Origin of the sequence: Massilia sp. PWRC2, from assembly GCF_049896725.1 — a bacterium.
GTDB lineage: Bacteria > Pseudomonadota > Gammaproteobacteria > Burkholderiales > Burkholderiaceae_D > JAFCUW01.
In genome coordinates this window covers 158,785-182,364 of record NZ_JAFCUW010000001.1, presented here as the reverse complement: position 1 = coordinate 182,364, position 23,580 = coordinate 158,785, and the positions used below count along the sequence as shown (strand labels likewise).

Genomic DNA, 23,580 nt, shown 5'->3' with positions numbered 1-23,580 from the left:
GGCGGTCGATTAAAAGCGCAGCCGCACACCCATCACCAGGTTGCGTCCCGGCAGCGGTACCACATCCTTCAATACCGAGGTCGAATAGCGGATGTCTTCATTGAGCAGGTTTTTGACCAGCGCAAAATAGGTGACATCGTTATCGCCTACCCGCTGCGTGTACGACAGGTTCAGGTCGAGTTCGCTGTAGGCGCCGGTGGGCGTGCTTTCGTAGGTGGCCAGGTGATCCTGCTTGAGCGCGTGCAGCGCCGACACCCCGGCGCGCCACGGACCCTGGCGGTAACCGACATCGCCGCCGAGGCGGGTGGCCGGTTGCAGCGGCAGGCTGCCGGCGTTGTCGAGGCTGCCGCGCGAGCGGTCGACGAAGGCGTGCCAGGAAACGCCATCGTGGCCGAGGTTATAGCTCAATTCCGCCTCGGCGCCGCGGATGGTGGCGCCGGCCTGGCGGAACTGGCGCTGGCGCAGGCTGCCGCCGACATTGCCTTCGTCATCGAGCAGGGTGCCGTCGATCTCGCCGTAGACGAAATTTTTCACCTTGTTCTGGAACAGATTGGTTTTCCAGCGCCACAGGCCCGCCGTTTTTTGCAGCGACAGTTCGATATTGCGCGAGTTTTCCTTCTCGAAGTTGGCATTGCCAATATCGAAGGTATTGGTCGAATCGTGCGGGCCGCCCGCATACAGTTCGTCGGCGGTGGGGGCGCGCTGCGCAATCGACGCCGTCAGGCTGGTCGAGTAGCCCGCCATGAACGGCCACAGCGCACCGGCCGAGTACGAGCCCAGCTTGAAGTTGCGGCTCAGATTGCCGTCGGGGGTGCGCTCGACCTGTTCGTAACGTGCGCCGGCGTTGACGTCGAGCACGCCCAACTTGTGTTCTTCGACCAGGAACAGCGAAGTCGAGCGCGAACGGGTGGCCGGCACCGTGTCGGGGCCACCGGTGCGCGCATTGAGCGCCGCAAAATTGGTGTTTTCGGTTTGCATGCCGAAGGTGCCGTGCCAGCCGGCCACCGGCTTGTGCGTCAGTTCCCAGCGTGTTTCCACCGAGCGGTTGCTAAAGCGCGTTTGCGGCACGCCGTCGAGATCAAGTTCGCTGTGGCGGTAATTGGTGTAACCGCTCTTGAACTTGAAGCTCTCGAAACCGGCCAGCGGTTCCTTGACCAGGCTGTCGAAGTCATAACGGCGCTGCTGCATTGAAATTTGCGATGCGTCCAGCGTCGGCACGCCGTAATCGTTGCCAATGGCGCTGACGGAGGCGCCCGCAAAGCCCCAGTCGGCAATATAGGCGCCTCCGAGGCCCACGCTGTGCTGGCGGTTGAACGAGTGTTGCAGCATGCCGGCATCCGCATCGGTGCGGCCGTCGGCGTAGCGCGAGCCGGGGATGCGGTAGTTGCCGGCATCGCGCGCGCTGGCGTCGAGGTGGATGGCGAACGGTCCCTGGCCCGCATCGACTGCCAGCGAACCGGTGGCCGAGCGGTCGGTCGAGCCGACCCGTCCTTCGACTTCGCCGGTGGCTGCCGCTGGCACCGTGGTGGGGATGCGGTCATTGACCACATTGACCAGGCCGCCGATGGCGCCGGAGCCATACAACAGGGCGGCCGGCCCGCGCAGGATCTCAATCTGGCGCGCGGTGGGGCCGTCGGTGGCCACCGCATGGTCGTTCGACAGGCCGGAAATGTCGGACACTGCCATGCCGTTTTCCAGCACTTTGACGCGCGAGCCTTCCAGGCCGCGGATGATGGGACGCGAGGCGCCGGCGCCAAACGCCGACGCCGATACGCCCAGTTCATGCGACAGCGTTTCGCCCAGCGAGCCGCCCACCTTGTTGTGCAGGTCGTCGCCCGACAACACCTTGGCGGGGCTGAGAATCTGGTCGCCCTCGGCGCTGCCAAACGGCGCCGCGGTGACGATCACGGTGGCCATCGGCTTGCCGACGCTTTGGGCGCAGGCGAGGGAAGACAAGGCGGACAGAACGGCGCCCGCCACGATAGTGCGTGGAAAATAGTGAAGTATCACGGTGTATCCTTGAGAGAGCATGAAAGATGCCGGGCGCGCACCAGCGATGGCCGCACCACGACACGAACGACGTTGCGATTCTCAGGATTGCGGCGGTGCGCGTGAAGAAAAATGGGCAGTAAATGGCGCGATGCGCGAAATGAACGCCAGCCACAGCGCCATCACCGGCGCATGGCGCGGCATGGCGAAGACGAACGGTGATGTGCACAGGAAGGCGCCGACGGTGGCGGCATCGAAGGCCAGGCACGAGTGAGCAGCGCTCTGGTCCAGCGGCGTGCTGCCGGCATCGGTAGTGGCCGCTGGCGTGCCGGCCAGCGCGGCCGTTTCGACCGTCTCGGCACCGGCCAGCATGCGCGACGCGTGGCCGATCCGGTGCGCCAGCCCTTGCCAGTGCGAGCTGAGCAGCGCGGCGATCAGGATCGCAACGAACACAGCATGCAGGCGACCCTGCGAGCGGGCAAAAGAGCGGAACAAGGGCATCGGTTACGGTAAAGACATCAGCAAATACAGGCGGGCCAGTGCGGCAGGCGAAGGCGTCGATGGGGACGCGACGGCGTCGATTGTAGCGCAATTTGAACGGCAGTAAAGCCGCGGCGGGCGCGTCTCATCTTTCCTTTCGACAAAATTGCGCGCTCACGGCGCCACCATCGGCTATAATTTTTTAGCAAAAATGCATGCCGAGGAGACCCCATGAGCACCACCAGCCACCCCGAAATGACCCCGCGCGCCGCCTGGCTGCTGATCTTGTCGGCCTCGGCCATCCTGATGATCACCATGGGCGCGCGCCTGACCACCGGCTTGTTTATGTCGCCGATCAATACCTCGACCGGCCTGGGGATCGCCTCGATCAGCTTTGCGCTGGCGGTCGGCCAATTCATGTGGGGCGCAGCGCAGCCGGTCTTTGGCGCGATTGCCGACAAATACGGTTCGGTCAAGGTGGTGGTGGCCGGCGCCCTGATGCTCGCCGGCGGGCTGGCGGCCACGCCGCTGGTGGGCTCGCAGTGGGGCTTGCTGCTGACCATGGGTTTCCTCAGTGCCGCCGGCGCCGGTGCCGGCAGTTTTTCCATCCTGATCGGCGCCACTGCGCAGCGCCTGCCGCCTGAGCGGCGGCCGTTTGCGGCCGGCTTCATCAACGCGGGCGGTTCCTTCGGCCAGTTCGTGTTCGCCCCGCTGATGCAGGCGATTATCAGCAGCGCCGGCTGGATTGCCGCCATGCTGACGATGGCCGTGACGACCCTGCTGACGATTCCCCTGGCCTGGCAATTGCGCGACCCGAAAGGCGAGGGCGCTGCAGCCCAGGCTGCCCACGCGCGCAAATTCGTCCCCGCCAGCGGCGTGCCCGCGGCCGACCCGCTGGTGGCCCCGGCCATGACATTGCGGCGCCAGATCGCCATCGCCATGCGCGATCGCAGTTATCTGCTGCTGCACCTGGGCTTTTTTACGTGCGGCTTTCACATCGCCTTCCTGGTCACCCACCTGCCTGGCGAAGTGGCGCTGTGCAACCTGTCGGCCAGCGTGTCGGCCACCGCGCTGGGCCTGATCGGCTTGTTTAATATTGCGGGCAGCCTCAGCGCCGGATATCTGGCCACCCGCTTTCGGATGAAGTCCTTGCTGGCCCTGCTGTACGCCAGCCGCGCCGTCATCGTCGGCGTGTTTTTGCTGGCGCCAAAAACGCCGCTGACCTTTTATGTGTTTGCCGCCGCCCTCGGGTTTACCTGGCTGGCGACGGTGCCGCCCACCGCCGGCCTGGTCGGCAAACTGTTCGGCATGCGCTACCTGTCGACGCTGTTCGGCCTGACCCTGCTGTCGCACCAGATCGGCGGCTTCCTTGGGGCTTGGCTGGGCGGACTGTCGTTCGTCCATTTTGGCAATTACACCTGGATGTGGTACGCCGACATCGCGCTGGCGCTGGCCGCCGCCGTGTTCAACTTACCTATCCGAGAAGCGCACGTGCTGCCGAAGGGCGCCGCGCTGGCACGCTAAGATGGCACGCTAAGATGACAAGGGACAGCTGGGCTTACCGCGAGGTGGCGGTCGAATCGGTGTTCGATCGCGCCAGCGGCCGGCTGCGCCTGCAGCCGATGGCGGGACAGGCGTTTGCCCCCAGTTTGCCGGTGCACGCCGCGCGCGTGCTGACCGACCCGGCGCGCTATCGGGCCGGCAGCCGGTTTTTACTCAACGCCAAGCTGAGCGACCGCCTCGGTGGGCCCCAATTTCTGTACAGCTACCACGGCGACCCGGTGACGCTGCTCAGCGCGGCGGCGGCGCGCCGCTTTTTGCTGGCGTTTAAGCGCGGGCGGATTTAGAAGCAGTCAGTCCCAGTGCGCGCTGGCGCGACGCCAGCGCAGCGCCGATGAACAGCGCCAGCGCCGAGTACAGCAGGCCCCGCTGCAAGCCGCCGGCGCCGTCGGCAATCTTGCCGATCAGTGCAGGCCCGATGATCTGGCCGAAGGCGAACACGCTGGTAAACGCGCTGATGCCGGCCGACCACGCGTGGGGCGGCAGATTATGGCGCACCAGCGCGGTGGTCGACGCCACCACCGACAGGAAAATGGCGCCGAACATCACCCCTGACAAAAATACCAGGGGTGGCCATGCGGTCAGCGCCGGCAACAGGGTCGCCACACCGAGCAAGCCATTGAGGATTGCCATCGACTGGCCGCCCTTGAAGCGGTCCAGCATGCCGGCCCAGATGCGCGACGACGCCATCACGGCCACTCCCAGCGCGCTATAAAACCAAGTGATGGCAGCGCCGCTCATGCCCTGTTCCTTGAGCAGGGCGATGACGAAGGTCATGTAGGCAATGTAGCCGACCCCGAACATCAGGTAGCCGGCCAGGCCGAAGGCGAACGGCCGCACCTGAAAATGGCCGTGGGCACCGCGCGCCACCGGCGCGCCGTCGATGTGCACCGCCACCGTCGCCATCGCCGCCGTCGCCAGCAGGCAGACGGCGCCCAGTGCCACCCACGCCCATTGCCACGGGTGGGCCGCCTGTGCGCTGGCGGCGCGCGTGAGCGACTGTGGCACCAGCACGGCGGCAATCAGGATGCCGGCGCCGGTGCCGCCGTAATAGATGCCGATCAACAGGCCGGCGCGCTGCTGGTGCAGGGCGCCCAGGCGCGCCGCCAGCACGCCGCCGGCGACAAAGATCAGCGCGCTGGCAAAGCCGGTCAGCACCCGCTGCAGCATCAGCAGGGACGCGTCGATCACCAGGCCGGACAGCATCATCATCAGCGCCGCCAGCAGCGCGCCGCCCACCAGCGGCGTTTGCGCGCGCCAGTGGCGCATCAGGACGGGCATCGTTAGCGCACCGAGGAAGTAGCCCAGCGCATTGCCGGTGTTCATGGCGCCAGCCAGAAAATAGCTCCAGCCGAGGTCGGCGCGCATGGGCGGCAGCAGCAGCGCGTAGGAAAAGCGCGCCAGCCCCAGCGAAATGGCGGCACCCAGTGCCAGCGCCAGCGCCAGCAGGAACGGCCGGCGCAGCGCCAGTGAATCGGTGGGCAAGGGGGATGGCGCTGATGTCATCGAATGTTCCTGGCGTGGTGGGAGATCACGGTTTGTGTTGAATTGCTACTGGAGCAATTATGGCAGGTTTGCAAGGCCAGTTGGTGCTGGCGATCGGTCGCTGGCGTGCGCGCCATCGGTGTGAAAGATGTAAAAATGCCCAGAAGAGCATGTGCTTTCCCGCTTCCACCCGCACTTCTTCCACCCGCACTACTTACACTAAGGAATCACCATGGCAACCCGTAAAATCGCCGTCATCGTCGGCAGCCTGCGCCAGCAGTCGTTCAATCGCAAGGTGGCGCGCACCCTGATGCTGCTGGCCGGCCCGGAGCTGGACATGGAAATTGTCGAAATTGGCCAGCTGCCCCTGTACAACGAGGATGACGACGCCACGCCGCCGGCCAGCTACACCGAATTCCGCGAGCGCATCAAGGGCTACGATGGCGTGCTGTTCGTCACCCCCGAATACAACCGCTCGGTGCCCGGCGCCCTCAAAAACGCCATCGATGTCGGTTCGCGCCCGTATGGCCACAGCGCCTGGAGCGGCAAGCCGGCCGGGGTGGTGACGGTGTCGCCGGGGGTGATCGGCGGCTTCGGCGCCAACCACCACCTGCGACAGATGCTGGTGTTTCTGAACATGCCTGCCATGGCCCAGCCCGAAGCCTACATCGGCGGTGTTGCCAAGATGTTCGAGGGCGACAATCTGACGAATGAATCGACCAAGGCCTTTTTGCACAGTTTTATTGATGCGTTTGCGGCCTGGGTCGAGCGCCACGCCGACTGATTCGTCTGTCGCTGCATGAGTACCGCTGACAGTTTTCCACCCGGACGGACGCCGGCCGCGGGAGCGCCCGCCGCCGGCGCGCCGGCCGTCCTCTTCGGTAAGCCGCCGGGCGGCTGGCGCCGGCGCCTGTTCAACATCATTTTCGAAGCCGACACGGCCGCCGGGCGGCGCTTCGACATTGCCCTGGTGGGCGTCATCCTGATCAGCATCCTGGTGGTCGTGCTCGACAGCGTACCGGCGCTCGCATGGCCGCGGCAGCCGATGATGAGCGTGTTCGAATGGTTTTTTACCTTGCTGTTCAGCGCCGAATACCTGGCGCGGCTGGCGTCGGTGCGGCGGCCGTGGCGCTATGCCACCAGCTTTTTCGGCATCATCGACCTGCTGGCCGTGCTGCCGGCGTATTTCTCGCTGTTCGTGCCGGAATCGGCGGCCCTGCTCGATATCCGCATCCTGCGCCTGCTGCGCGTGTTCCGCATTTTCAAGCTGACGCTCTACATCAACGAATACACCATGCTGGGCAGCGCGCTGCGCGCCAGCGGCCGCAAGATCCTGGTGTTCCTGTCGGTGGTGCTGATGGCCGTGCTCATCCTCGGCACCGTCATGTATGTCGTTGAGGGCCCGCAGCACGGCTACACCAGCATCCCGGTGGCGATGTACTGGGCCACCGTGACCATGACCACGGTCGGTTACGGCGACATCACGCCGCAGACGGGGCTGGGCAAGCTGATCGCCTCATTCATGATGCTGCTGGGCTGGGGCATTCTGGCGGTGCCGACCGGCATCGTGACGGCAGAAATGACCTCGCTGCGTTTCCGCAAGGCCGATCATGACAGCCGGCACTGTGCTGCTTGCGGCAGCCGTTGCCACGAGCCGGCCGCGCAGTTTTGCAAGGATTGCGGGTCGGAATTGTCCGAAAAGCAGACAATGGCGAATGCCACACACGATTGATCTAGATCAAAGGTTGAGGATGATGAAAGCCTAACCTTGGCACTTGAGTCACCCACCGAAAGCAGTAGCAAACCGGGGGCGGCCATTCCGATGCCATGCATTGCTAGTCCGCGGCCAGTCGACCAATCGGCGGTGGGCGAGCTTTTGCGCGGCAATCCGTTAGCACCATCCATTATTTGCCAAAGGATTAAAAAATGTTCCCATTTTCGCAATCAGTAACGCCCGCCGTCCGCAGCCACATGGACGCGCAAGTATCTTTCATGAACGATCTGTCGAAATCGATGTTCAAATCGTTCCAGCAAATGTGCGATCTGAACATTCAGCTGGCCCAGACCATGCTGGAAGAAACCACCACGGTGACCCAGCACCTGTCTACCCAGACCCGTCCTACCGAAGCGATCAGTGCCGCCAGCGCCCGTGCCCAGCCCACCGCTGAAAAACTGCGTGCCTATCAGCAGCACCTGTCGCGGGTGGCGGCCGACGCCCAGGTCGACCTGGCCCGCGTCACCGAGCAGCATGTGCAGGAAACGGCGCGCACGGCCAAGGCGCTGGCCGATGAAGTGCAACGGGTGGCCACCGAAGAAACGGAACGCGGCATGCGCAATCACCAGGAAACCATGCGCAACTTCACTGATCCGTTCAAGGAAATCACCCAGCGCGCCGACGGCCTGCGTGCGCAAAGCGACAGCGCAGACAGCGCCGCCAGCACCGCCAAGCAGGCGCCCACGCCGTCGAGCAGCAGCGCAGGCCGTAGCACGGGCGGCGCCGCCGCCCACTAAGGCCGTCAGCGCGCCCGGCTGACGGGCCGGGCGCGTGATGTTCAGCGTTACCAGTATCGGACTCGCGTGCGAGCGCGGGTCCGACTGGTGCCGCACACATCAGGTGCGACTCAGGCGGCGTGCTCGCCACGACCGTACGCTGATCACAAGGTTCCTGCGCCGTTTTATGGGCAGCGTGTTGCGCAGTTTGCTGTTCAGTTAGTTTGCTGTTCATTTTGTTGCGCGGTTTATTGGGCAGTTTGTTGTTCAGCTCGGTGCTCAGCTCGTTGCTCAGTTTGTTGCTCAGTTTGTTGCTGAGTTTGTTGCTGATTTTGTTGCTGATTTTGTTGCCCAGTCAGCGGTTCAGCTTGCCGCTCACTCAGCCGCTCAGTCAGCGCAGCACGTGGACCCAGCCCGAACAGGGGACGCAGCATGGGCACCCGTCTGACCATCTCGAACACGGCAAAGCTGCCGCACACCGTCAACACCACCAGAATGGTCGCTTCCGTCAGCGCTGCCAGGTGGACTGGTTTGAGGTAATGGGCCATCAGCACAATCAGGCTCTGGTGCACGATATACACGGGAAATACCGCTTCGCTCAGATAGCGTCGCTTGGCGCCGTCGACATTCAAATGACGCCGTGCAAAACCACAGGCGGCGAGCATGGCCGTCCACTGGCCCAGCGCATAGACCACTCTTTGCAAGGGCAGCAGCCAGGCCATCGTCGATGGCGAAACCAGCTCATCCGGCAAGGAGGCATATACCTTGAACAGGGCCCACACCACTAGCGCAATGCCCAGCGCAACAAAACGCAACGCCGCCATCGCTTGCCACACCTGCGCCTGGCGCGCCAGCAGCGCGCCGACCACAAACACGCTGAAATAAACGGCGTGGTTGAACCAGTCGTCGAACAGCGCATGGGTCACCGGAAAACGCTCGAGCATCGTCAGGCGCAGCAGTGCCAGCAGCGCTGCCGGCAGCAGTACCAGGCGCCAGCCCGTCAGCAGCTGTCCCAGCAGATTCGACCATGATTCCCAGTAGCGGCCACAGACCTTGAACAGGCCAGCGAGCAGCACGCTGTAGACCCACAGGTAGGCGACGAACCACAGGTGGTTCCAGGTCGGCATCACCAGGTGGCTGTGCGGCCCCGTCTGGAAGCCCCGGTAATTGCTCAGGTACAGGCCGAGGAAATCCCTATAGCTACCCTGGTAGCCGAATTTTTCGATGACTTCGCAAAACGGCTGCGGCGGCACGATCACCAGCATGCCCAGCGCCAGAGGCAGCAGCAGGCGCCAGCTGCGCTTGCGCACGAAGGCGGCGGGCGCTGCGCTCGTCAACATCAGGCGCGAGGCGACGCCCGCCACCAGGAACAGCAAGGTCAGCCGCCAGGGCGAGGACAACATCATCAAGAATTCGATGCTGTCGCTGGCGTGGGGGCTTTTGACGTGCCAGCCCCAGCTGACGTAATACATACCGACGTGATACACAATCAACAGAAAAAACGCGACGATGCGTACCCAGTCGAGAAAATACAAGCGGCTCGATGGTGCGCGGCCGGGCAGCGGCGCGGCGAAGGCAGTGGGCATGGCAAGCTTTCAGTGGCTGATCAAGCTGTCAACATACGGCGGCCGCGCAAGGCGCGCCAGTCAATTGGGGCGAGCCGGGAGCAGGGCGGGGTGAAACGGCGCGGCGGCGTCCGGCTCTGAGAACCTGCCGGGATAGGCTCTTAGCCACTGCACGCCGCCAGCCGCGCCACCACCTCGGCGCGGTACTGGCGGCTGCACGGCACCCGCGCGCCGCCGCGCAGCAGCAGCGCGCCATCGCCCTTGTCGGTCGTAATCACGCGCTCGATCCACGCCAGCTGGACGGCGGCGCGGCGGTGGCAGCGGACAAAGCGGGGACCGAGGCGCGCGAGCAGGCTTGACATGCTCTGGCGCAGCAGCGGCTGTGCAGCGGCGCAGTGCAGCACCACGTAATTGTCGGCCGTTTCGATCCAGCCGATCTGTTCGACCGGCACCACCCGCGTGACCCCCCGTTCGCTCACCAACAGCTGGTGCAGCGGCAAGCCGTGCGCTGCGGCCGGCTGCGCCTGCGCCCGCTGCAGGCGCACCTGCGCGCGCGCGCGGGAACGCTCGAGCCGCGCCAGGTCGTAGGGTTTGAGCAGGTAATCGATGGCGTTGGCGTCGAATGCCGCCAGCGCATATTGATCCCAGGCGGTGACGAACACCACCAGCGGCGCCGGCTCGGGCAGCGAGGCGGCCACCTCCAGGCCGCTCGTTTCCGGCATCTGGATGTCGAGAAAAATGAGATCGGGCCGCTGCCCGGCAATGCGTGCCAGCGCCTCGATGCCATCGGCGGCTTCGTCGATGCACAGTTCAGCGGCGGCCGTGCACTGGCCCAGCAGGCGGCGCAGCCTGGCGCGCGCCGGCTGTTCATCGTCGACGATGAGCACGCGCATCATTGGACCGGCGCCGGCACCAGCAGGGTCGCCCGCACGCCTGCCGGCACCAGTTGTTCGAGCTGCAGGCTGGCACCGTTGCCATGCAGCATGGTCAGGCGCGCGCGCAGATTGGCCAGGCCGATCCCGCTGCTGCCACTGTCACTGGCGCGGCCCGGCACCAGCACACCGCCATCGTCTTCCAGCACCACCCGCAGCAGCGCGCTGGCCGGCTCGACCTGCGCGCTCACCGTGATGCGGGTGAGGGCGCGGCGCTGCTCGACCGTGTGCTTGAAAATGTTTTCCAGCAGCGGCTGCAGGCTCAGCACGGGCAGCTGGCACGCCAGCGCCTGTGCTTCTATGTGCCAGGCGATGCTGGCGCGCTCGCCAAAGCGCGCCAGCATCACGCCCGCATAGCCTTGCGCCAGGCGCAGCTCCTCGGCCAGCGGCGCCGACTGCCGCTCACCGGCGTCGACGGTGGCGCGCAGCAAGCTGACCAGGGCGATCAGGGTGGCGTCGGCGCGCTCGACGTCGCTGTGCATCAGCGACGAAATGGTGTTCAAGGCATTGAACAGAAAGTGCGGCTGCATCTGTTGCGCCAGCCGCTGCAGCTGGGCCTGGCGTAACAGGGTGTTAGCCCGTTCGGCATGCAGCTTCGCCTGCAGCAGCTGCTGGTAAGAGAGCACGCCAAAACGCACCGCCGTGAACAAACCAATAAAAATGGTGATCTTGAGCGACTCGTAAAACAGCACTTCGGCCCACGGCCGGTGACTGTAACTGTCGCCCACCAGGGCATACACCGCGTGGCGGATGCCGAAGGTGAGCGGGGTAAACAACAGCCAGTAAGCAGGCAGCCACAGCGCCTGGCGGCCAAACCAGCGCCATGGCGTAGCCAGCGCGCCGCGCCAGTGGCGCGTCAGCTGCAATTGCGCGAGCATCAGGGCTGTGCCCACCAGCAGCGACGACGATTCCCACAGCAGCGGCTTCCACACCGCGAGGCCGCCACTGCGCAGGTAATCCTGGACGCCAACTGCCAGCATCAGCGCGGCAAACAGCAGCCACGCCAGCGCGAACCCCAGCAGGGCGCGCCGGCTCCACGGCTGCGCCAGGGCGGCGCTGTCAGTCGTCGTCATCCTCGTCCACTGCGGCGGCATCGGCATCCTTGGCCTGTTTGGCGCGGTCGGCGTCGAGCCGGGCTTGCATGGCGCCCACTTCGCCCATGAACTCGCCGACGCTGCGCGCGCGTGCCAGCCGGGTGGCCGGTGGCAGGATGACCGACATGTACAGCTCGTCGCCAAGGCGGCCGCTGCGCTGCTCGTTGCTGATCAAGGTCAGGCCCGAGCCGAGCAGGCCGAGCAGCACGCAGACGATGGCAAATTGCCGGCGACCGTGGGGCTTGACGGTCACCAGGTGATAGAACAGCATCACGGCAACGATGGCCACCGCGACGTGGGCGCCGTAGCGGGTGATCCACGCCAGCGACAGGCTAAATGCCAGCAAGGCCGAGAGTAATTTAAAGACGCTGATGGCAGCGACGCCACAGCCGAACACGAACAGGTGGCGCCCGAGGCGCGCATGGCGGCCGAACAGGCGGTTGGCAAACGCCCAGGCGCCGCACCACACCAGGCTGGCGCCAATGCCGTAGGCGAGCGCCTGCAGATAGCGGATCAGCTGGAACGGTTCGGTGTCATTGAGCCACACCGACAACAGCGATACCACGCCCAGCAGCGCGATGCCCAGCAGGCCGGGGGCGCCACCCTCCCAGCTGTGGCGGGTGTGGTCGATCTGTTCGGCTGGCACGGGGAAATCGGCTTGCCGCAGGCGCAGCGAGGTGTGGCCCAGGCGCACCACGGTGTCGCCCGTCAGCAGCACGCTGGCCACGCGGCGGCCGCGGTGGATCACGCCATTGCGGCTGCCCAGGTCGCGCAACACCAGCGCGCCGCCGCCATCGAACTCGATGACGGCGTGGTGCGCCGCGCAGTGGGCATCGTCGACGATGCAGTCATTGTCGTAAGCGCGTCCCAGCCGGATCGGCATGGCGGCCACCTGCTGGCGCTGCAGCACTTCGCCGTTGCGGGCCAAGGTTTCCAGAAAATACGGCGCGCTCATGGCTTGGCTCCGCGCGCCAGCGTATCGAGGAAGGCGCGGGTGCTGCGCATGCCATTGGCGAACGACACGCCGGACACATCGAGCCGGCTTTGCAGGCTGGCGCGGGCGTCATCGAGGCTGGCGGTGAGCAGGGTGAAGTTATACAGGCCAGGAAATTTACGGTAGGCGCGCACGCAGGTAACGGCGCGCAGGGGCAGCCGGCCCGAAGAGATAAACTGCTCGGTGCAGCGCGGGCCGGTCAGCCGGCTGTCCTTGCCGCGCCCCAGGTTTTCGGCCTTGAACAGGGTGGTGGCCAATACGGCAAAGCGCAGCTTGTCGAGCGAGGCCGAATGCACATACTGGTGGCTCATCGACACGTGGCCGGTCTGCTGGGTGTCGGAGACGAAGATGGCCGACTCCATGCGGCAGCTGATGGTGTCGGCCGTGAAACTCGCTTCCGCCTTGACGTTTGAGCGGCCCCAGCAGCGCACCTGGTCCGATTCGCGCACCGGCACCAGGTACGGCCCCATGCTTTTGGTCGACAGCGGCGTCTCCAGCAGTTTGTCGATCATGGCGGCCTGGTGCGCCAGCAGTTGCGCGCCGATCAGGGGATTAAAATCTTTCGGCGCCGCCGTTTGCGCCGCCACCGTTTTCAATAGTTGCTGGGCATAGCGCACCGGCACCAGGAAGCTCACCAGTTCGCCGTCGCGCCGTTTCGACACATTCACGCCGGCCACCTCGCCGCTGGCGGTCACGCTGGGGCCGCCGCTCATGCCCGAGTTGATCGGGCCGGTGAACATCAGCTGATCGTAAAAGCTGCGCGTGATGACGCCGTTGTAGGCGCCTTCGGAAATGGCGAAGCCGAGGTCGAGCGGATTACCCAGCGAATACAGATACTGGCCCTGGATCAAGGTCGCCAGCTTGTCGGGGATGGTAAAAAATCCGGTGCCGGCGCGGTTCACCCGCACCACCGCCAGGTCGTGCAGCACATCGACGGCCAGCAGTTCAACGGGGCCACGCTTGCCGTCGGTGTCGACATACTCGGCCGTGTAGACGTCCGGATCGAGCGCCATCTGTGACACCACGTGGTAATTGGTCAGCACCAGTTTGCTGGTGCCGATCAGAAAGCCGGAGCCGACGGTGGACTGGCTGCGGCCATTTTTCAGCAGCATGCGAATTTGCAGCAGGTCGGTCTTGGCGCGCGAATACAGGCTTTGCGCGGCCGACGACGGTGGCGGCAGCACCGCGCTGCTGTCGACTTCGGGCGGCGCTTGCGGGGTGGCGGCCGGCGCTGTCGGCGCCGTCGCCAGCGGTGCCAGTGGCGCCAGCGGCGGCGCCAGCTGGCGCGTTGCGCCCGCCTTGTCAGCGGGCGCCGCCGCGAGCGCCAGGCTGGCAGTGGTGATGGCACAGGCGAGCGTGCTGACAAGCATCTTGAAAAAATTCATGCGATCCCGTTTCGGTACAGCTTGAGGAATACAACACATTGCCAGAGCTTAATTGATTTGGCCGCAGGGAACAGAAAGCGCCAGCGGCTTACAGCTCGCCGTCTTCAGCCACCACCGCCGTCAATGGCATCATCATGTGACCCATCTTGGCTGCCTTGGTGTCGAGGTAACCGGTGTTGAAGGCATTGCGGTTGACCAGCAGGGGCACCCGTTCGCTGACCTCGATGCCGGCCTGCTCCAGCGCCTCGATCTTGCGCGGGTTATTCGTCATCAGGCGCACGCGGGCGACGCCGAACTGCGCCAGCATCGGCTGGCACAGGGCGTAATTGCGGGCGTCCGCATGAAAGCCCAGCTGCAGATTGGCTTCGACGGTGTCGGCGCCTGCTTCCTGCAAACGGTAGGCGCGGATCTTGTTGACCAGGCCGATGCCACGCCCTTCCTGGCGCAGATACAACAGGATGCCGCGCCCTTCATCGGCAATCTTGCGCAGCGCCCCCTCGAGCTGGGCGCCGCAATCGCAGCGCTGGGAAAACAGCACGTCGCCGGTCAGGCATTCCGAGTGCACGCGCGCCAGCACCGGCTCGCCATTGCCGATATCGCCCAGCACCATCGCCAGATGTTCCTTGCCGGTCGCATGTTCAATAAAGGCGTGCAGGGTAAATTGCGCCCACGGCGTCGGCAGGGCGCACGAAGTGACGTACTCCATCAATGAGTCGGCCATCAATGGGGCGGCCAACAGTGCGTCGGCCGATGGCGAAGGTGTTGGGAAAGGTGCACGAGGGTTCATTGCTATCTCTGAAAGCTATTTCTGTAGGCGCAAGTGTAGCGGAAATCGTCGGCGACTGTGGCTGCCCGGCAGTGGCACCCCAGTTAAGAAAGAATTAACGGGCAGTTAGCAAATGTTTGACCTGTTTAGCAACGGTTGACCACAACGGCCTATAAATTGCTGCAAAGTGTTGGGCTGCGTCAATACTTTCGCGGTAACATAGCTTTTATTCTGATGAATTTAACAAGTTGATGACCCCGACGAATTCTGTGGCGCTGCTGTTTTTTCGTGTACTTGCCGATCCCCGCGGCCGACCGGCAGCGTTGCTGCTCGAGTGCGGCGCCGGTGACCACGGCGCGCTCGCTGCTGCCATTGGCGCTGGTGTCGACAATTTTGTGGCGCTGTCGGCGGCGATGCCCTGCCTGTTCCGGCACGATGCGCTGGCCGCCCCGCTCGCCGAGGCCCTGCAACAGCAGCGCTGGCGCGCACTGGCGCCGGCCGCCGTCTGCCGCGTCGATCAGCGCCTGGTGATCGACGCGCTGCCGGCCGCCATTGCCTGGCTCGATGGCGACTGGTGCATGACGCCGCCACCGACCGCCACCGGCGCCCAGGCCGCCTCGCGCGCCACCGCCCTGCAGATGGTGCAACTGGTGGCCGACGACGCCGACACCCACGCCATCGAGGCGCTGCTGCGGCGCGATCCGGCGCTGTCGTACAACCTGCTGCGGCTGGTCAATTCGATCGGCGTTGGCGGTGGCCGCCGCATCACCAGTTTTTCGCAGGCGCTGCTGCTACTGGGGCGCGGGCAACTGCGGCGCTGGCTCAACCTGATGCTGTTTGCCGCCCGCCAGGGCGACATCCGTTCGACCATGCTGCTGGCCCGCGTGGCGATGCGCGCGCGCGCACTCGAACTGCTGGCCAAGGTGCATGGGTTGGATAAATTGCACCAGGAGCAGGCCTTCATGACCGGCATGTTTTCCTTACTGGGCGTGCTGTTTGGCATGACCGTGGCCGAGGTGCTGGCGCCGCTGTGCCTGGGCGAAGCGGTGCACGCCGCGCTGCTGCGCCGCGAAGGCGAGCTGGGCATCCTGCTCAGCCTGATCGAAGCGCTGGAACAGGGCGATCTGGCCGGCGCCGCCGTCCGCCTCGACGCGCTGCAGATCGCCCGCGCTGATTTCAACGACGCCATCATCGACGCGGCCCTGTGGATGCAGGGCGCCCTGCAGGAAAGCCAGGCAGCCCATGGCTGAAACGCTGAGCCAGCGCTGCCTGCGCCTGACCAGCATGGCGCGCGCGCTCGAGACGGGCGCGGCCGATGCCAGCGATGGCGCTGCGCTAACGGCCAGCATGGACGCATTCGAAGTGGCGCTGGAGGCGGCGCTGCAAGCACTGCCGGCAGCTACCGCGCCGGCGCTGATCACCCTCGATCTGGCCGGCTATGTCAGCGACTGGAACGCTGGCGCCAGCGCGCTGTTCGGCTACAGCCGCCAGCAGGCCCTCGGCCAGCACGCCTTTTTTCTCGACGCCGCCGACGCTGACGATCCCGGCATCGCCCTGCTGCCGCAACAGGCCGACGCCCTGATCGTGCGCCGGCGCACCCGTGCCGGCGCCACCATCAGCGTTGCCATGCGGGTCAGCGCGCTCCTTGATGACGCCGGCAACGTGGCCGCCATGCTGCTGACGATGACGACCGCCGCCGCTGTCAGCCCAGCCGCACCGCGCGCTGGCGCCCTCAGCGACAGCGACCGCCACCGCCTGCACGCGCGCATCATCGAAGACAGCGAGCAGGGCGTGCTGATCACCGACGCCGATGAGCGCATCGTCTCGGCGAACGCCGCCTTTTGCCGCATGACGGGTTACAGCGAGGCCGAGCTGATCGGCCAGACTGCCGAGCTGCTGCACACCGGCGCGCCCGACGACGGTTTTACGGCGCGCGTGCGGGCCACCTTGCACGGGGAAGCGTCGTGGCGCGGCGAAATCGTCGGCAAGCGCAAGAATGGCGAACAGTTTCCGCAAGCGGTCAGCATCAGCGTGGTGCGCGACGGCGCCGGCGCCATCAGCCACAGTTTTTCACTGTTTTCCGACATCAGCGTGCACCGCGAAGCCGAGGCACGCATGCAGCGCATGGCCAATTACGACAGCCTGACCGGCCTGCCCAACCGCAGCCTGTTCAATCACCTGGTCGACCAGATGCTCAGCGAGGCGCGCCGCGCCGCCGAATATGGCGCCGTGCTGGTGGTGGAAGTGGACCGGCTGGCCGCGGTGGCCGACCTGCTGGGCCACGACGTCGTCGCCGAGGTGCTGGTCGAAGTGGGGCGGCGCTTCCGCGCCGGCCTGCGCGACGCCGACATCCTCGCCCGCCTCGACGGCGCCAGGTTCGGGGTGGCGCTGCCCTTCATCGAAAAGCGCGAGCATGCGGCGCTGGTGGCGCAAAAACTGCTCGCCTCGCTGCAGGCGCCCATCGATATCGGCGGCCACCAGGTGCGCGTGGCCGGCCATATCGGCATTGCCATCTACCTCGAAGACAGCACCAACACTGCCTCCCTGATGCGCTATGCGGAGGTGGCGGTGACGCGGGTCGACCTGAACGCCAACGAGCGCTTCCTGTTTTACAGCGAAGAGATGGACTTGCGCGCCAAGGACCGCATGCGCCTGGAAAACGAGCTGCGCGCCGGCCTGGCCGCTGGCCAGCTCGAGCTGCACTATCAGCCCAAGGTCAGCCTGCGCAGCGGCCGCATCGTCGGTGCCGAAGCGCTGATCCGCTGGCGCCACCCGCAGCGCGGCTTGGTGCGCCCCGACGAATTTATCCCGCTGGCCGAGGAAACCGGCTTGATCCTGGAAATTGGCAACTGGGTGCTCGGTGAAGCATGCCGCCAGATCCGCGCGTGGCAGGATGCCGGCCTGGCGATGCCGCCGGTGGCGGTGAACCTGTCGGCGCGCCAGTTCGACCGCCAGTTGCCCGCCTTCGTGCAAACGGTGCTCGAATGCCACGGCGTGCAGCCGGGCCAGATCATGCTGGAGATCACCGAGAGCCTGCTGGTCGGTGGTACCGACGACGTGATTGCCATCATGAATACGCTGGTGGCGATGGGCATGGCGCTGGCGCTGGACGACTTCGGCACCGGTTACTCGAGCCTCGCTTATCTCAAAAAATTCCCCATCAGTACGCTGAAAATCGATCGCGCCTTCGTCGTCGGCCTGCCCGATGAAGAAAACGATTGTGCCATCGCGCGCGCCATCGTCACCATGGCGCAGCAGCTGCGCCAGGAAATTGTCGCCGAAGGGGTGGAGACGGTCGAGCAGATGCAGTTCCTGCGCGACCTCGGCTGCGATCAGTTGCAGGGCTGGCTGTTCAGCCCGGCCGTGCCGGCCGCCGACTTCGCCGCCATGCTACGCGACGGCAAGCGGCTCGACGTCACCCGCTAGCCGAAATATCCACCGCACATAGTGCTTGCTGTAACATGATTGCTTCCCGACCAAGCAAGATTGCGGGGAACGATCACAAGGACGGCTATGCTGGAAGCGACGGACAAGGAAAGCTGTTATTTAGGCCAATTTATCCCGGTCCATTACCATCACAATATGTTGATGGATAAAAACCGCATGCAGGGTTTCAAGGCGGCGATTGCCCAGGCGGTCTTGCCGGGCATGACCGTGCTCGAACTGGGCGGCGGCACCGGTGTGCTGTCGTGGTTTGCCGCGCAGCAGGCGAGCAAAGTCTATTGCGTGGAGTTCAATCCCGACCTGGTGGCCGAGGCGCGCCGCCTGCTGGCGCGCAACCGCGGGGGCGAGAAGGTCGAGCTGATCGAAGCCGATGCCTTCGACTACCTGCCGCCCGAGCGGGTCGATGTGGTCATTTGCGAAATGATCCACGTCGCCCTGGTGCGCGAAAAGCAGGTGCAGATGATGGCCTCGTTCAAGGCGCGCTACTTGGCCCGCTTCGGCGCGCCCTTGCCGGCGTTCATGCCCGAGGCAGTGGTGATGGCCATCCAGCCGCTGCAGCAGGACAGCGATTTCGAGGGTTTTGACGCCCCCATCATTCAATTCCAGCAAAATCAGGTGATCCACGCGGACACGCTCGAACTGGCCGCGCCCGCGGTGTATGCGATCGTCGATTTTAACGAGCCGACGCTGGAACAGATCGTCTGGCAAGGGACGATTGCCATCACCACCGACGGCACCGTCAACGCCATGCGCTTTATCACCAAGAACATCCTCGCCGTGGTGGCGAATGAAGCGCGCACCATCGACTGGCTCAACAATTACATGACGGTACCGCTCGAACCGCTGGCCGTGCGCGCCGGCCAGGTGCTGGCAGTGCGCCTGGCCTACAAGGCCGGTTGTTCGATTCCGGCGCTGCAGGCGGGGCTGCAGCTCGGTCTGGCCAGCAACGCCTGCGCTACATCGGCGGCCGCTTGAGTCCGCCATGACCCGCGCTTCGCTCGACCCTGACAACTGGGACGCCCTGCGCGCCCAGGGCCACCGCATGCTCGACGACATGATCGACTACCTCGAACAGATCCGCGAACGTCCGGTCTGGCAAGCCATCCCGGCAGACAAGCGCGTGCTGTTTGAGCAAGCGCTGCCGTCGCAACCGACCGATCTGGCCGCCGTGCACGCCAGTTTCATGGCCGACATCCTGCCTTATGCGGTCGGCAATGCCCACCCCGGCTTCATGGGCTGGGTCCATGGCGGTGGCACGGCGGTCGGCATGCTGGCCGAAATGCTGGCCGGCGGCTTGAATGCGAATGTGGGCGGGCGCGATCAAATGCCGGTCGAAGTCGAGCGCCAGGTGGTGCGCTGGATGCGCGAACTGTTTCAGTTTCCCGCCAGCGCCAGCGGCGTGTTCGTCACCGGCACCTCGATCGCCAATTTCATGGCGGTGCTGGTGGCCAGGGTGGCCTTGCTGGGCAGCAGCGCGCGGGGCCAGGGCGTGCGCGTCAGCGACGGCGAGCTCACCGTCTACACCTCGGCCGCCGCCCACGGCTCCATCGCCCAGGCGGTGGAGATGGCCGGACTGGGGCGCGCATCGCTGCGCAAGATTGGCGTCGACGGGCGCCAGCAGATCGATGTGGCGGCGCTGGCGGCGGCGATCGGCGCCGACCGCGCTGCCGGTCGCCGGCCATTTTTACTGGTCGCGTCGGCCGGTACCGTCGATGTGGGTGCCATCGATGACTTGCGCGCGCTGGCCGCACTGGCGCAGCGCGAATCGCTGTGGCTGCACGTCGACGGTGCCTACGGCGCCATGGGCATGCTGTCGCCGCACATCGCACCGCGCCTGGCCGGCATCGAGCTGGCCGATTCGATCGCGTTCGATTTCCACAAGTGGGGCCAGGTGCCCTATGATGCCGGCTTTTTGCTGGTGCGCGATGGCGCTCAGCACCAGGCGGCGTTCGCCTCGCCGGCCGCCTACCTGGCGCGCGAAACGCGTGGCCTTGCCGGCGGCTCGCCGTGGCCGTGCGACTTCGGTCCCGACCTCTCGCGCGGCTTTCGCGCCCTGAAAACCTGGATGACCTTCAAGGTCTACGGCAGCGAGCGGCTGGGACGTTCGATCGACCAGAGCTGCCGCCTGGCCCAGTACCTGGGCGCGGCGATCGAGGCGCACGCCGCGCTCGAGCTGATGGCGCCGATCAGCCTGAACATCGTGTGCTTTCGCTACCGCTGCGGGCAAGCGGACAGCATCAACCGCCAGATCGTCGCCGATCTGCACGAGTCCGGCATCGCGGCGCCGTCCACCACCACCATCGCTGGTGCGCTGGTCATCCGCGCAGCGCTGGTCAACCACCGCACCAGCGAACACGATATTGACAGGATGCTCGTCGCCGTCGTCGCCGCAGGCGCGCGCCGCTGCGCCCCACCTGACCATCAAGGAATTGCATGAACGACTTGCTTGCCACTGCCAGCACCCCGTTTGCCCCGCTGATCGGGGTGGCGCCGCTGATGCGGCGCGCCTTCCAGCACGAAGACTTGCGGCCCATCGGCGCCGCCCTGTTGCAGCGCGCCCAGGACCATCCCGAAGATGCCAACGCCCTGCTCGATTTTTCCACGGTGCTGCAACTGACGGGCGACCGCACTGGCGCGCTGGCGATCCAGGCCGAGGCGATTGCCATGCAGCCGCTCTACAGCCTGTCGTGCCATTCAGGTGAACCGGGCCTGCGCCTGCTGGTGCTGATGGGGCCGGGCGACTTGATGTCGAACACGCCCGTCGAATTTCTGCTCGAAGGGGCCGATGTCGCCGTCGATGTGCTGTTCGTCAGCACCACCGCGCCGTTTCCCGACAGCGTGCCCGATCACGACGTGCTGCTCGTCGCGCTTGCCGAATCGACCGCCAACCAGCCCTTGCTGGCCCAGGTCGCCGAACTGGTGCAGCACTGGCCGCGTCCCGTCATCAATCCGCCCGAGCGCATTGCCGTGCTCTCGCGCGACGGCGTCTGCGCGGTGCTGGCGGGGATTGCCGGCGTGCTGCTGCCGCTGACCGCACGCGCCGATCGCGCCACCGTGCAGGCGCTGGCGGCGACGCCGCACAGCCTGGCAGCGCTGTTGCCGGGTGACGACTTTTCGCTGATCGTGCGCCCGGTCGGGTCGCATGCCGGGCACGATCTGTTGAAAATTCCGACCCCGGCCGATGTGCCGGCCTACCTTGCCGCTGTCGATAGCGCGCAATTTTATGTGTCGCGTTTTATCGATTACAGCAGTGACGACGGGCTGTTCCGCAAATACCGGGTGGCGCTGATCGAGGGCGTGCCGTATATCTGCCACTTCGCCATTTCCTCGCACTGGATGGTCCATTATCTCAATGCCGGCATGGACGACAGCGCCGACAAGCGCCGGCAGGAAGCCGACTGCATGGCCCATTTCGATGCCCAGTTCGCCACCCGCCACGCGGCGGCGCTGGCGGCCATCAACGAGCGCATGGGATTGCCGTATCTGGGCATCGATTGCGCGGAAACGCCATCGGGGCAATTGCTGATCTTCGAGGTCGACAATGCCATGGTTGTCCATGCACTGGAAGCGGACCCCAAGTACGCCTACAAAAAACCGGTCATGCAAAAAGTGTTCGATGGCTTTCGCCGTCTGCTCGAGAACGCCCGCAACGGCATGCCCCCCGCGTGATTACGGCGCCAGCAGGCGTTCCATAAACGCCCGTTTGTCGGCGCTGGCCGGGTCTTGCCAGAAGTGCTGGCGCTGCAGACGCACTTCACCGTCGCACAGCACGCGCACGCGCAGCGGCTTGCCCAGCAATACGCTGTGGACATAGGTGGCAAACGTTTCGGCAAAGTCGTCGTAGACATTGGTGGCGGCGTACAGGGTGGCAAAGCTGGTGCCAGCGAGCGCCTGGTAGATGCCGAGGATGGCGTCATCGGCCAGGCCGCGCCGCGCATAGTAAGAGATGGCGCTGCGCCCGGCAAAATCCTCGCCCGCTTTCGGCACGATCTGTTTGTCGGCGGTGACGTCCCAGCCCAGTTGCAGGAAGGCGTAATCGGTGGTGCCCCGCATGGCGTCGGCGCCCAGCCACCAGATTGGCAAAAAGCGCCGGCCGGTGCTCAGGACGTGACCATATTCGTGCAGCAGCAGGAACTGGATGGCATTGGCGCGCGTGTCGCCAGCGGGGTCGGCGATGGTCACCTCGAGGCAGTTGCTGCCGCGCAGCTCGAACGGGGAGTTTTCTTTCCAGGTGGCCCAGGCATTGGCCAAGCGTTCGGCAAAGGCGTCGATATCCATCACGATCACGGCGCCGATAATCGCGCCTTGCGAATCGACGACGACATCGGTAATGGCCGACGAGCCGACGGCGCGGGCGAAATACACGCCCAGCAGGACGTCCTGCAATTGTGCGTTGATGAGATCGGGCACCTCGTTGATGGCAGTGCGCAGATCGTCCAGCAGGTCGGCCGGCACCGCGCAAGCGCAGGTGCGGGCGTCGACGGCGCTGGCCTGGTTGGCCCAGGCGATGTAATCGACCAGCTCGGCAGGGGCCGCACCGGTGCGCGCGGCGATGGGTAGATCGAGGGTCGCTTTCCAGAAAAGCGGGTCTTGGGCGACGATCAGGTCAGCCTCCGTGGCGAGGTGGTCAGATAAAAACAGTACAGCAGCGCTACTGTTGAGCGACCAAGCTTAGCACAGCGCGCCCTGTCAGCGCCGCCGCAGGGGATCGAGCAGGCTGCGCAGATCGTTGTGATCGAGTTCATACATGATGGCCAGCAGCTCGCCCAGCTCGCCTTTGGGAAAGCCGGCGCGGGCGAACCAGCCCAGGTAGTGGCCGGGCAGGTCGGCAATCTTGCGGCCTTCGTATTTACCAAAGGGCATTTCGCGGGTCAGCAGCAGCTGCAAATGTTCGGCTTTCATGCGCGCCACTGTAGCACCCGCGCTAATATAGCGGCGAGGAGGGTCACCTTATGAATGATCTATTCGATCTTGCCCGCTTCGTCGAGGCGCAGGAAGCGGTGTATGCCAGCGTGCTCGACGAGCTTGCCGCCGGGCGCAAGCGCAGTCACTGGATGTGGTTCGTGTTTCCCCAAATTGCCGGACTGGGCCGCAGCGCGCTGTCGCAACGCTACGCCATCGCGTCTGCCGACGAGGCCGCTGCCTACCTGGCGCACCCCGTGCTGGGGCAACGCTTGCGCCAGTGCTGCGCGCTGGTGCTGGCGCTGCGCGGCCGCGACATTGCCACCATCTTCGGCAGCGCTGATGCACAAAAACTGCATTCGTCGCTGACCCTGTTTGCCGAAGTGGCGCCGGACGAAGCGGTGTTTCAGGACTGCCTCAACGAATTTTTCGATGGCTTGCCCGATCTGGCGACGCTAGCGCGCCTGTAGATGCGGCCAGCGGGGAGGGCGCCG

General features: G+C 65.3%; 22 protein-coding genes. 11 read left to right on the top strand and 11 right to left on the bottom strand.

Features of this window, described 5'->3' with window-relative positions:
• Window positions 1-9: 9 nt before the first annotated feature.
• Complete coding sequence (locus ACP7BZ_RS00790; protein WP_426109740.1) at window positions 10-2,010, bottom strand: TonB-dependent receptor; 2,001 nt, start codon at window positions 2,008-2,010, stop codon at window positions 10-12.
• Between the two features lie 81 nt (window positions 2,011-2,091).
• Entirely contained in the window at window positions 2,092-2,484 is a 393-nt protein-coding gene (locus ACP7BZ_RS00785) for a hypothetical protein (protein WP_426109739.1), read from the bottom strand.
• Window positions 2,485-2,700: 216 nt separating this feature from the next.
• Between ACP7BZ_RS00785 and ACP7BZ_RS00780 the strand changes: the two genes are divergently transcribed.
• Entirely contained in the window at window positions 2,701-3,993 is a 1,293-nt protein-coding gene (locus ACP7BZ_RS00780) for an MFS transporter (RefSeq protein WP_426109738.1), read from the top strand.
• Between the two features lie 14 nt (window positions 3,994-4,007).
• Window positions 4,008-4,316, top strand: coding sequence for a hypothetical protein (locus tag ACP7BZ_RS00775; RefSeq protein ID WP_426109737.1), 309 nt, complete (start codon window positions 4,008-4,010; stop codon window positions 4,314-4,316).
• Here the strand turns inward: ACP7BZ_RS00775 and ACP7BZ_RS00770 are convergent.
• Window positions 4,297-5,535 carry a YbfB/YjiJ family MFS transporter gene (locus ACP7BZ_RS00770; RefSeq protein ID WP_426109736.1) on the bottom strand — a complete coding sequence of 413 codons (1,239 nt, stop codon included), beginning with the start codon at window positions 5,533-5,535 and terminating at the stop codon, window positions 4,297-4,299. The genes ACP7BZ_RS00775 and ACP7BZ_RS00770 overlap by 20 nt on opposite strands.
• A 211-nt stretch (window positions 5,536-5,746) precedes the next feature.
• On the opposite strand from ACP7BZ_RS00770, the gene ACP7BZ_RS00765 reads away from it, so the two are divergent.
• From ACP7BZ_RS00765 to ACP7BZ_RS00755, 3 genes are all read left to right on the top strand, one after another.
• On the top strand, window positions 5,747-6,298 hold the full coding sequence (locus ACP7BZ_RS00765; RefSeq protein ID WP_426109735.1) for an NADPH-dependent FMN reductase: 552 nt from the start codon (window positions 5,747-5,749) through the stop codon (window positions 6,296-6,298).
• 15 nt (window positions 6,299-6,313) lie between these two features.
• The gene (locus ACP7BZ_RS00760) at window positions 6,314-7,246 is read left to right on the top strand and encodes an ion transporter (RefSeq protein WP_426109734.1); all 933 of its coding nucleotides are present in this window, start codon (window positions 6,314-6,316) and stop codon (window positions 7,244-7,246) included.
• Between the two features lie 239 nt (window positions 7,247-7,485).
• Window positions 7,486-8,025 (top strand): phasin family protein, encoded by a 540-nt coding sequence (locus tag ACP7BZ_RS00755; protein ID WP_426109733.1) that lies wholly within the window; start codon window positions 7,486-7,488, stop codon window positions 8,023-8,025.
• A gap of 227 nt (window positions 8,026-8,252) precedes the next feature.
• Here ACP7BZ_RS00755 and ACP7BZ_RS00750 read toward each other — a convergent pair whose 3' ends face one another.
• From ACP7BZ_RS00750 to ribA, 6 genes are all read right to left on the bottom strand, one after another.
• The gene (locus tag ACP7BZ_RS00750) at window positions 8,253-9,590 is read right to left on the bottom strand and encodes an acyltransferase family protein (protein ID WP_426109732.1); all 1,338 of its coding nucleotides are present in this window, start codon (window positions 9,588-9,590) and stop codon (window positions 8,253-8,255) included.
• A gap of 140 nt (window positions 9,591-9,730) precedes the next feature.
• Window positions 9,731-10,465, bottom strand: a complete 735-nt coding sequence (locus ACP7BZ_RS00745) for a LytR/AlgR family response regulator transcription factor (protein ID WP_426109731.1) — start codon at window positions 10,463-10,465, stop codon at window positions 9,731-9,733.
• Window positions 10,462-11,574 (bottom strand): sensor histidine kinase, encoded by a 1,113-nt coding sequence (locus ACP7BZ_RS00740; RefSeq protein WP_426109730.1) that lies wholly within the window; start codon window positions 11,572-11,574, stop codon window positions 10,462-10,464. The genes ACP7BZ_RS00745 and ACP7BZ_RS00740 overlap by 4 nt, the downstream gene beginning before the upstream one ends.
• The gene (locus ACP7BZ_RS00735) at window positions 11,561-12,550 is read right to left on the bottom strand and encodes an FHA domain-containing protein (protein WP_426109729.1); all 990 of its coding nucleotides are present in this window, start codon (window positions 12,548-12,550) and stop codon (window positions 11,561-11,563) included. The genes ACP7BZ_RS00740 and ACP7BZ_RS00735 overlap by 14 nt, the downstream gene beginning before the upstream one ends.
• On the bottom strand, window positions 12,547-13,974 hold the full coding sequence (locus tag ACP7BZ_RS00730) for a S1 family peptidase (RefSeq protein ID WP_426109728.1): 1,428 nt from the start codon (window positions 13,972-13,974) through the stop codon (window positions 12,547-12,549). The genes ACP7BZ_RS00735 and ACP7BZ_RS00730 overlap by 4 nt, the downstream gene beginning before the upstream one ends.
• A gap of 88 nt (window positions 13,975-14,062) precedes the next feature.
• On the bottom strand, window positions 14,063-14,695 hold the full coding sequence (gene ribA, locus ACP7BZ_RS00725; RefSeq protein WP_426109727.1) for a GTP cyclohydrolase II: 633 nt from the start codon (window positions 14,693-14,695) through the stop codon (window positions 14,063-14,065).
• 296 nt (window positions 14,696-14,991) lie between these two features.
• Here ribA and ACP7BZ_RS00720 point away from each other — a divergent pair, with 296 nt between their 5' ends.
• The 5 genes from ACP7BZ_RS00720 to ACP7BZ_RS00700 all read left to right on the top strand — a co-directional run bounded on the left by ACP7BZ_RS00720 (window position 14,992) and on the right by ACP7BZ_RS00700 (window position 21,853).
• Window positions 14,992-15,990 (top strand): EAL and HDOD domain-containing protein, encoded by a 999-nt coding sequence (locus ACP7BZ_RS00720; RefSeq protein WP_426109726.1) that lies wholly within the window; start codon window positions 14,992-14,994, stop codon window positions 15,988-15,990.
• Window positions 15,983-18,166 carry a putative bifunctional diguanylate cyclase/phosphodiesterase gene (locus ACP7BZ_RS00715; RefSeq protein ID WP_426109725.1) on the top strand — a complete coding sequence of 728 codons (2,184 nt, stop codon included), beginning with the start codon at window positions 15,983-15,985 and terminating at the stop codon, window positions 18,164-18,166. The genes ACP7BZ_RS00720 and ACP7BZ_RS00715 overlap by 8 nt, the downstream gene beginning before the upstream one ends.
• Before the next feature lie 87 nt (window positions 18,167-18,253).
• Window positions 18,254-19,159 (top strand): methyltransferase domain-containing protein, encoded by a 906-nt coding sequence (locus tag ACP7BZ_RS00710; RefSeq protein ID WP_426109724.1) that lies wholly within the window; start codon window positions 18,254-18,256, stop codon window positions 19,157-19,159.
• A gap of 7 nt (window positions 19,160-19,166) precedes the next feature.
• Window positions 19,167-20,621, top strand: coding sequence for a pyridoxal phosphate-dependent decarboxylase family protein (locus ACP7BZ_RS00705; protein ID WP_426109723.1), 1,455 nt, complete (start codon window positions 19,167-19,169; stop codon window positions 20,619-20,621).
• Window positions 20,618-21,853, top strand: coding sequence for an ATP-grasp domain-containing protein (locus tag ACP7BZ_RS00700; RefSeq protein ID WP_426109722.1), 1,236 nt, complete (start codon window positions 20,618-20,620; stop codon window positions 21,851-21,853). Before ACP7BZ_RS00705 ends, ACP7BZ_RS00700 begins: the two co-directional genes overlap by 4 nt.
• Here the strand turns inward: ACP7BZ_RS00700 and ACP7BZ_RS00695 are convergent, their stop codons facing one another.
• Together ACP7BZ_RS00695 and ACP7BZ_RS00690 are read right to left on the bottom strand one after the other, a co-directional pair.
• Window positions 21,854-22,639 carry a hypothetical protein gene (locus ACP7BZ_RS00695; protein ID WP_426109721.1) on the bottom strand — a complete coding sequence of 262 codons (786 nt, stop codon included), beginning with the start codon at window positions 22,637-22,639 and terminating at the stop codon, window positions 21,854-21,856.
• 234 nt (window positions 22,640-22,873) lie between these two features.
• Window positions 22,874-23,086: a DUF3820 family protein gene (locus ACP7BZ_RS00690; protein WP_426109720.1), complete on the bottom strand. Its 213-nt coding sequence runs from the start codon at window positions 23,084-23,086 to the stop codon at window positions 22,874-22,876.
• Window positions 23,087-23,136: 50 nt separating this feature from the next.
• Here ACP7BZ_RS00690 and ACP7BZ_RS00685 point away from each other — a divergent pair, with 50 nt between their 5' ends.
• Window positions 23,137-23,556, top strand: a complete 420-nt coding sequence (locus ACP7BZ_RS00685) for a DUF1810 domain-containing protein (RefSeq protein WP_426109719.1) — start codon at window positions 23,137-23,139, stop codon at window positions 23,554-23,556.
• Window positions 23,557-23,580: the final 24 nt, after the last annotated feature.

Excerpts from the sequence above, each read along its gene's own strand:
- ACP7BZ_RS00780 (WP_426109738.1), top strand. The coding sequence starts at position 2,701 with ATGAGCACCACCAGCCACCCCGAAATGACCCCGCGCGCCGCCTGGCTG.
- ACP7BZ_RS00775 (WP_426109737.1), top strand. The coding sequence starts at position 4,008 with ATGACAAGGGACAGCTGGGCTTACCGCGAGGTGGCGGTCGAATCGGTG.
- ACP7BZ_RS00770 (WP_426109736.1), bottom strand. The coding sequence starts at position 5,535 with ATGACATCAGCGCCATCCCCCTTGCCCACCGATTCACTGGCGCTGCGC.
- ACP7BZ_RS00765 (WP_426109735.1), top strand. The coding sequence starts at position 5,747 with ATGGCAACCCGTAAAATCGCCGTCATCGTCGGCAGCCTGCGCCAGCAG.
- ACP7BZ_RS00760 (WP_426109734.1), top strand. The coding sequence starts at position 6,314 with ATGAGTACCGCTGACAGTTTTCCACCCGGACGGACGCCGGCCGCGGGA.
- ACP7BZ_RS00755 (WP_426109733.1), top strand. The coding sequence starts at position 7,486 with ATGGACGCGCAAGTATCTTTCATGAACGATCTGTCGAAATCGATGTTC.
- ACP7BZ_RS00750 (WP_426109732.1), bottom strand. The coding sequence starts at position 9,590 with ATGCCCACTGCCTTCGCCGCGCCGCTGCCCGGCCGCGCACCATCGAGC.
- ACP7BZ_RS00745 (WP_426109731.1), bottom strand. The coding sequence starts at position 10,465 with ATGATGCGCGTGCTCATCGTCGACGATGAACAGCCGGCGCGCGCCAGG.
- ACP7BZ_RS00740 (WP_426109730.1), bottom strand. The coding sequence starts at position 11,574 with ATGACGACGACTGACAGCGCCGCCCTGGCGCAGCCGTGGAGCCGGCGC.
- ACP7BZ_RS00735 (WP_426109729.1), bottom strand. The coding sequence starts at position 12,550 with ATGAGCGCGCCGTATTTTCTGGAAACCTTGGCCCGCAACGGCGAAGTG.
- ACP7BZ_RS00730 (WP_426109728.1), bottom strand. The coding sequence starts at position 13,974 with ATGAATTTTTTCAAGATGCTTGTCAGCACGCTCGCCTGTGCCATCACC.
- ribA (WP_426109727.1), bottom strand. The coding sequence starts at position 14,695 with ATGGCCGACTCATTGATGGAGTACGTCACTTCGTGCGCCCTGCCGACG.
- ACP7BZ_RS00720 (WP_426109726.1), top strand. The coding sequence starts at position 14,992 with ATGACCCCGACGAATTCTGTGGCGCTGCTGTTTTTTCGTGTACTTGCC.
- ACP7BZ_RS00715 (WP_426109725.1), top strand. The coding sequence starts at position 15,983 with ATGGCTGAAACGCTGAGCCAGCGCTGCCTGCGCCTGACCAGCATGGCG.
- ACP7BZ_RS00710 (WP_426109724.1), top strand. The coding sequence starts at position 18,254 with ATGCTGGAAGCGACGGACAAGGAAAGCTGTTATTTAGGCCAATTTATC.
- ACP7BZ_RS00705 (WP_426109723.1), top strand. The coding sequence starts at position 19,167 with ATGACCCGCGCTTCGCTCGACCCTGACAACTGGGACGCCCTGCGCGCC.
- ACP7BZ_RS00700 (WP_426109722.1), top strand. The coding sequence starts at position 20,618 with ATGAACGACTTGCTTGCCACTGCCAGCACCCCGTTTGCCCCGCTGATC.
- ACP7BZ_RS00690 (WP_426109720.1), bottom strand. The coding sequence starts at position 23,086 with ATGAAAGCCGAACATTTGCAGCTGCTGCTGACCCGCGAAATGCCCTTT.
- ACP7BZ_RS00685 (WP_426109719.1), top strand. The coding sequence starts at position 23,137 with ATGAATGATCTATTCGATCTTGCCCGCTTCGTCGAGGCGCAGGAAGCG.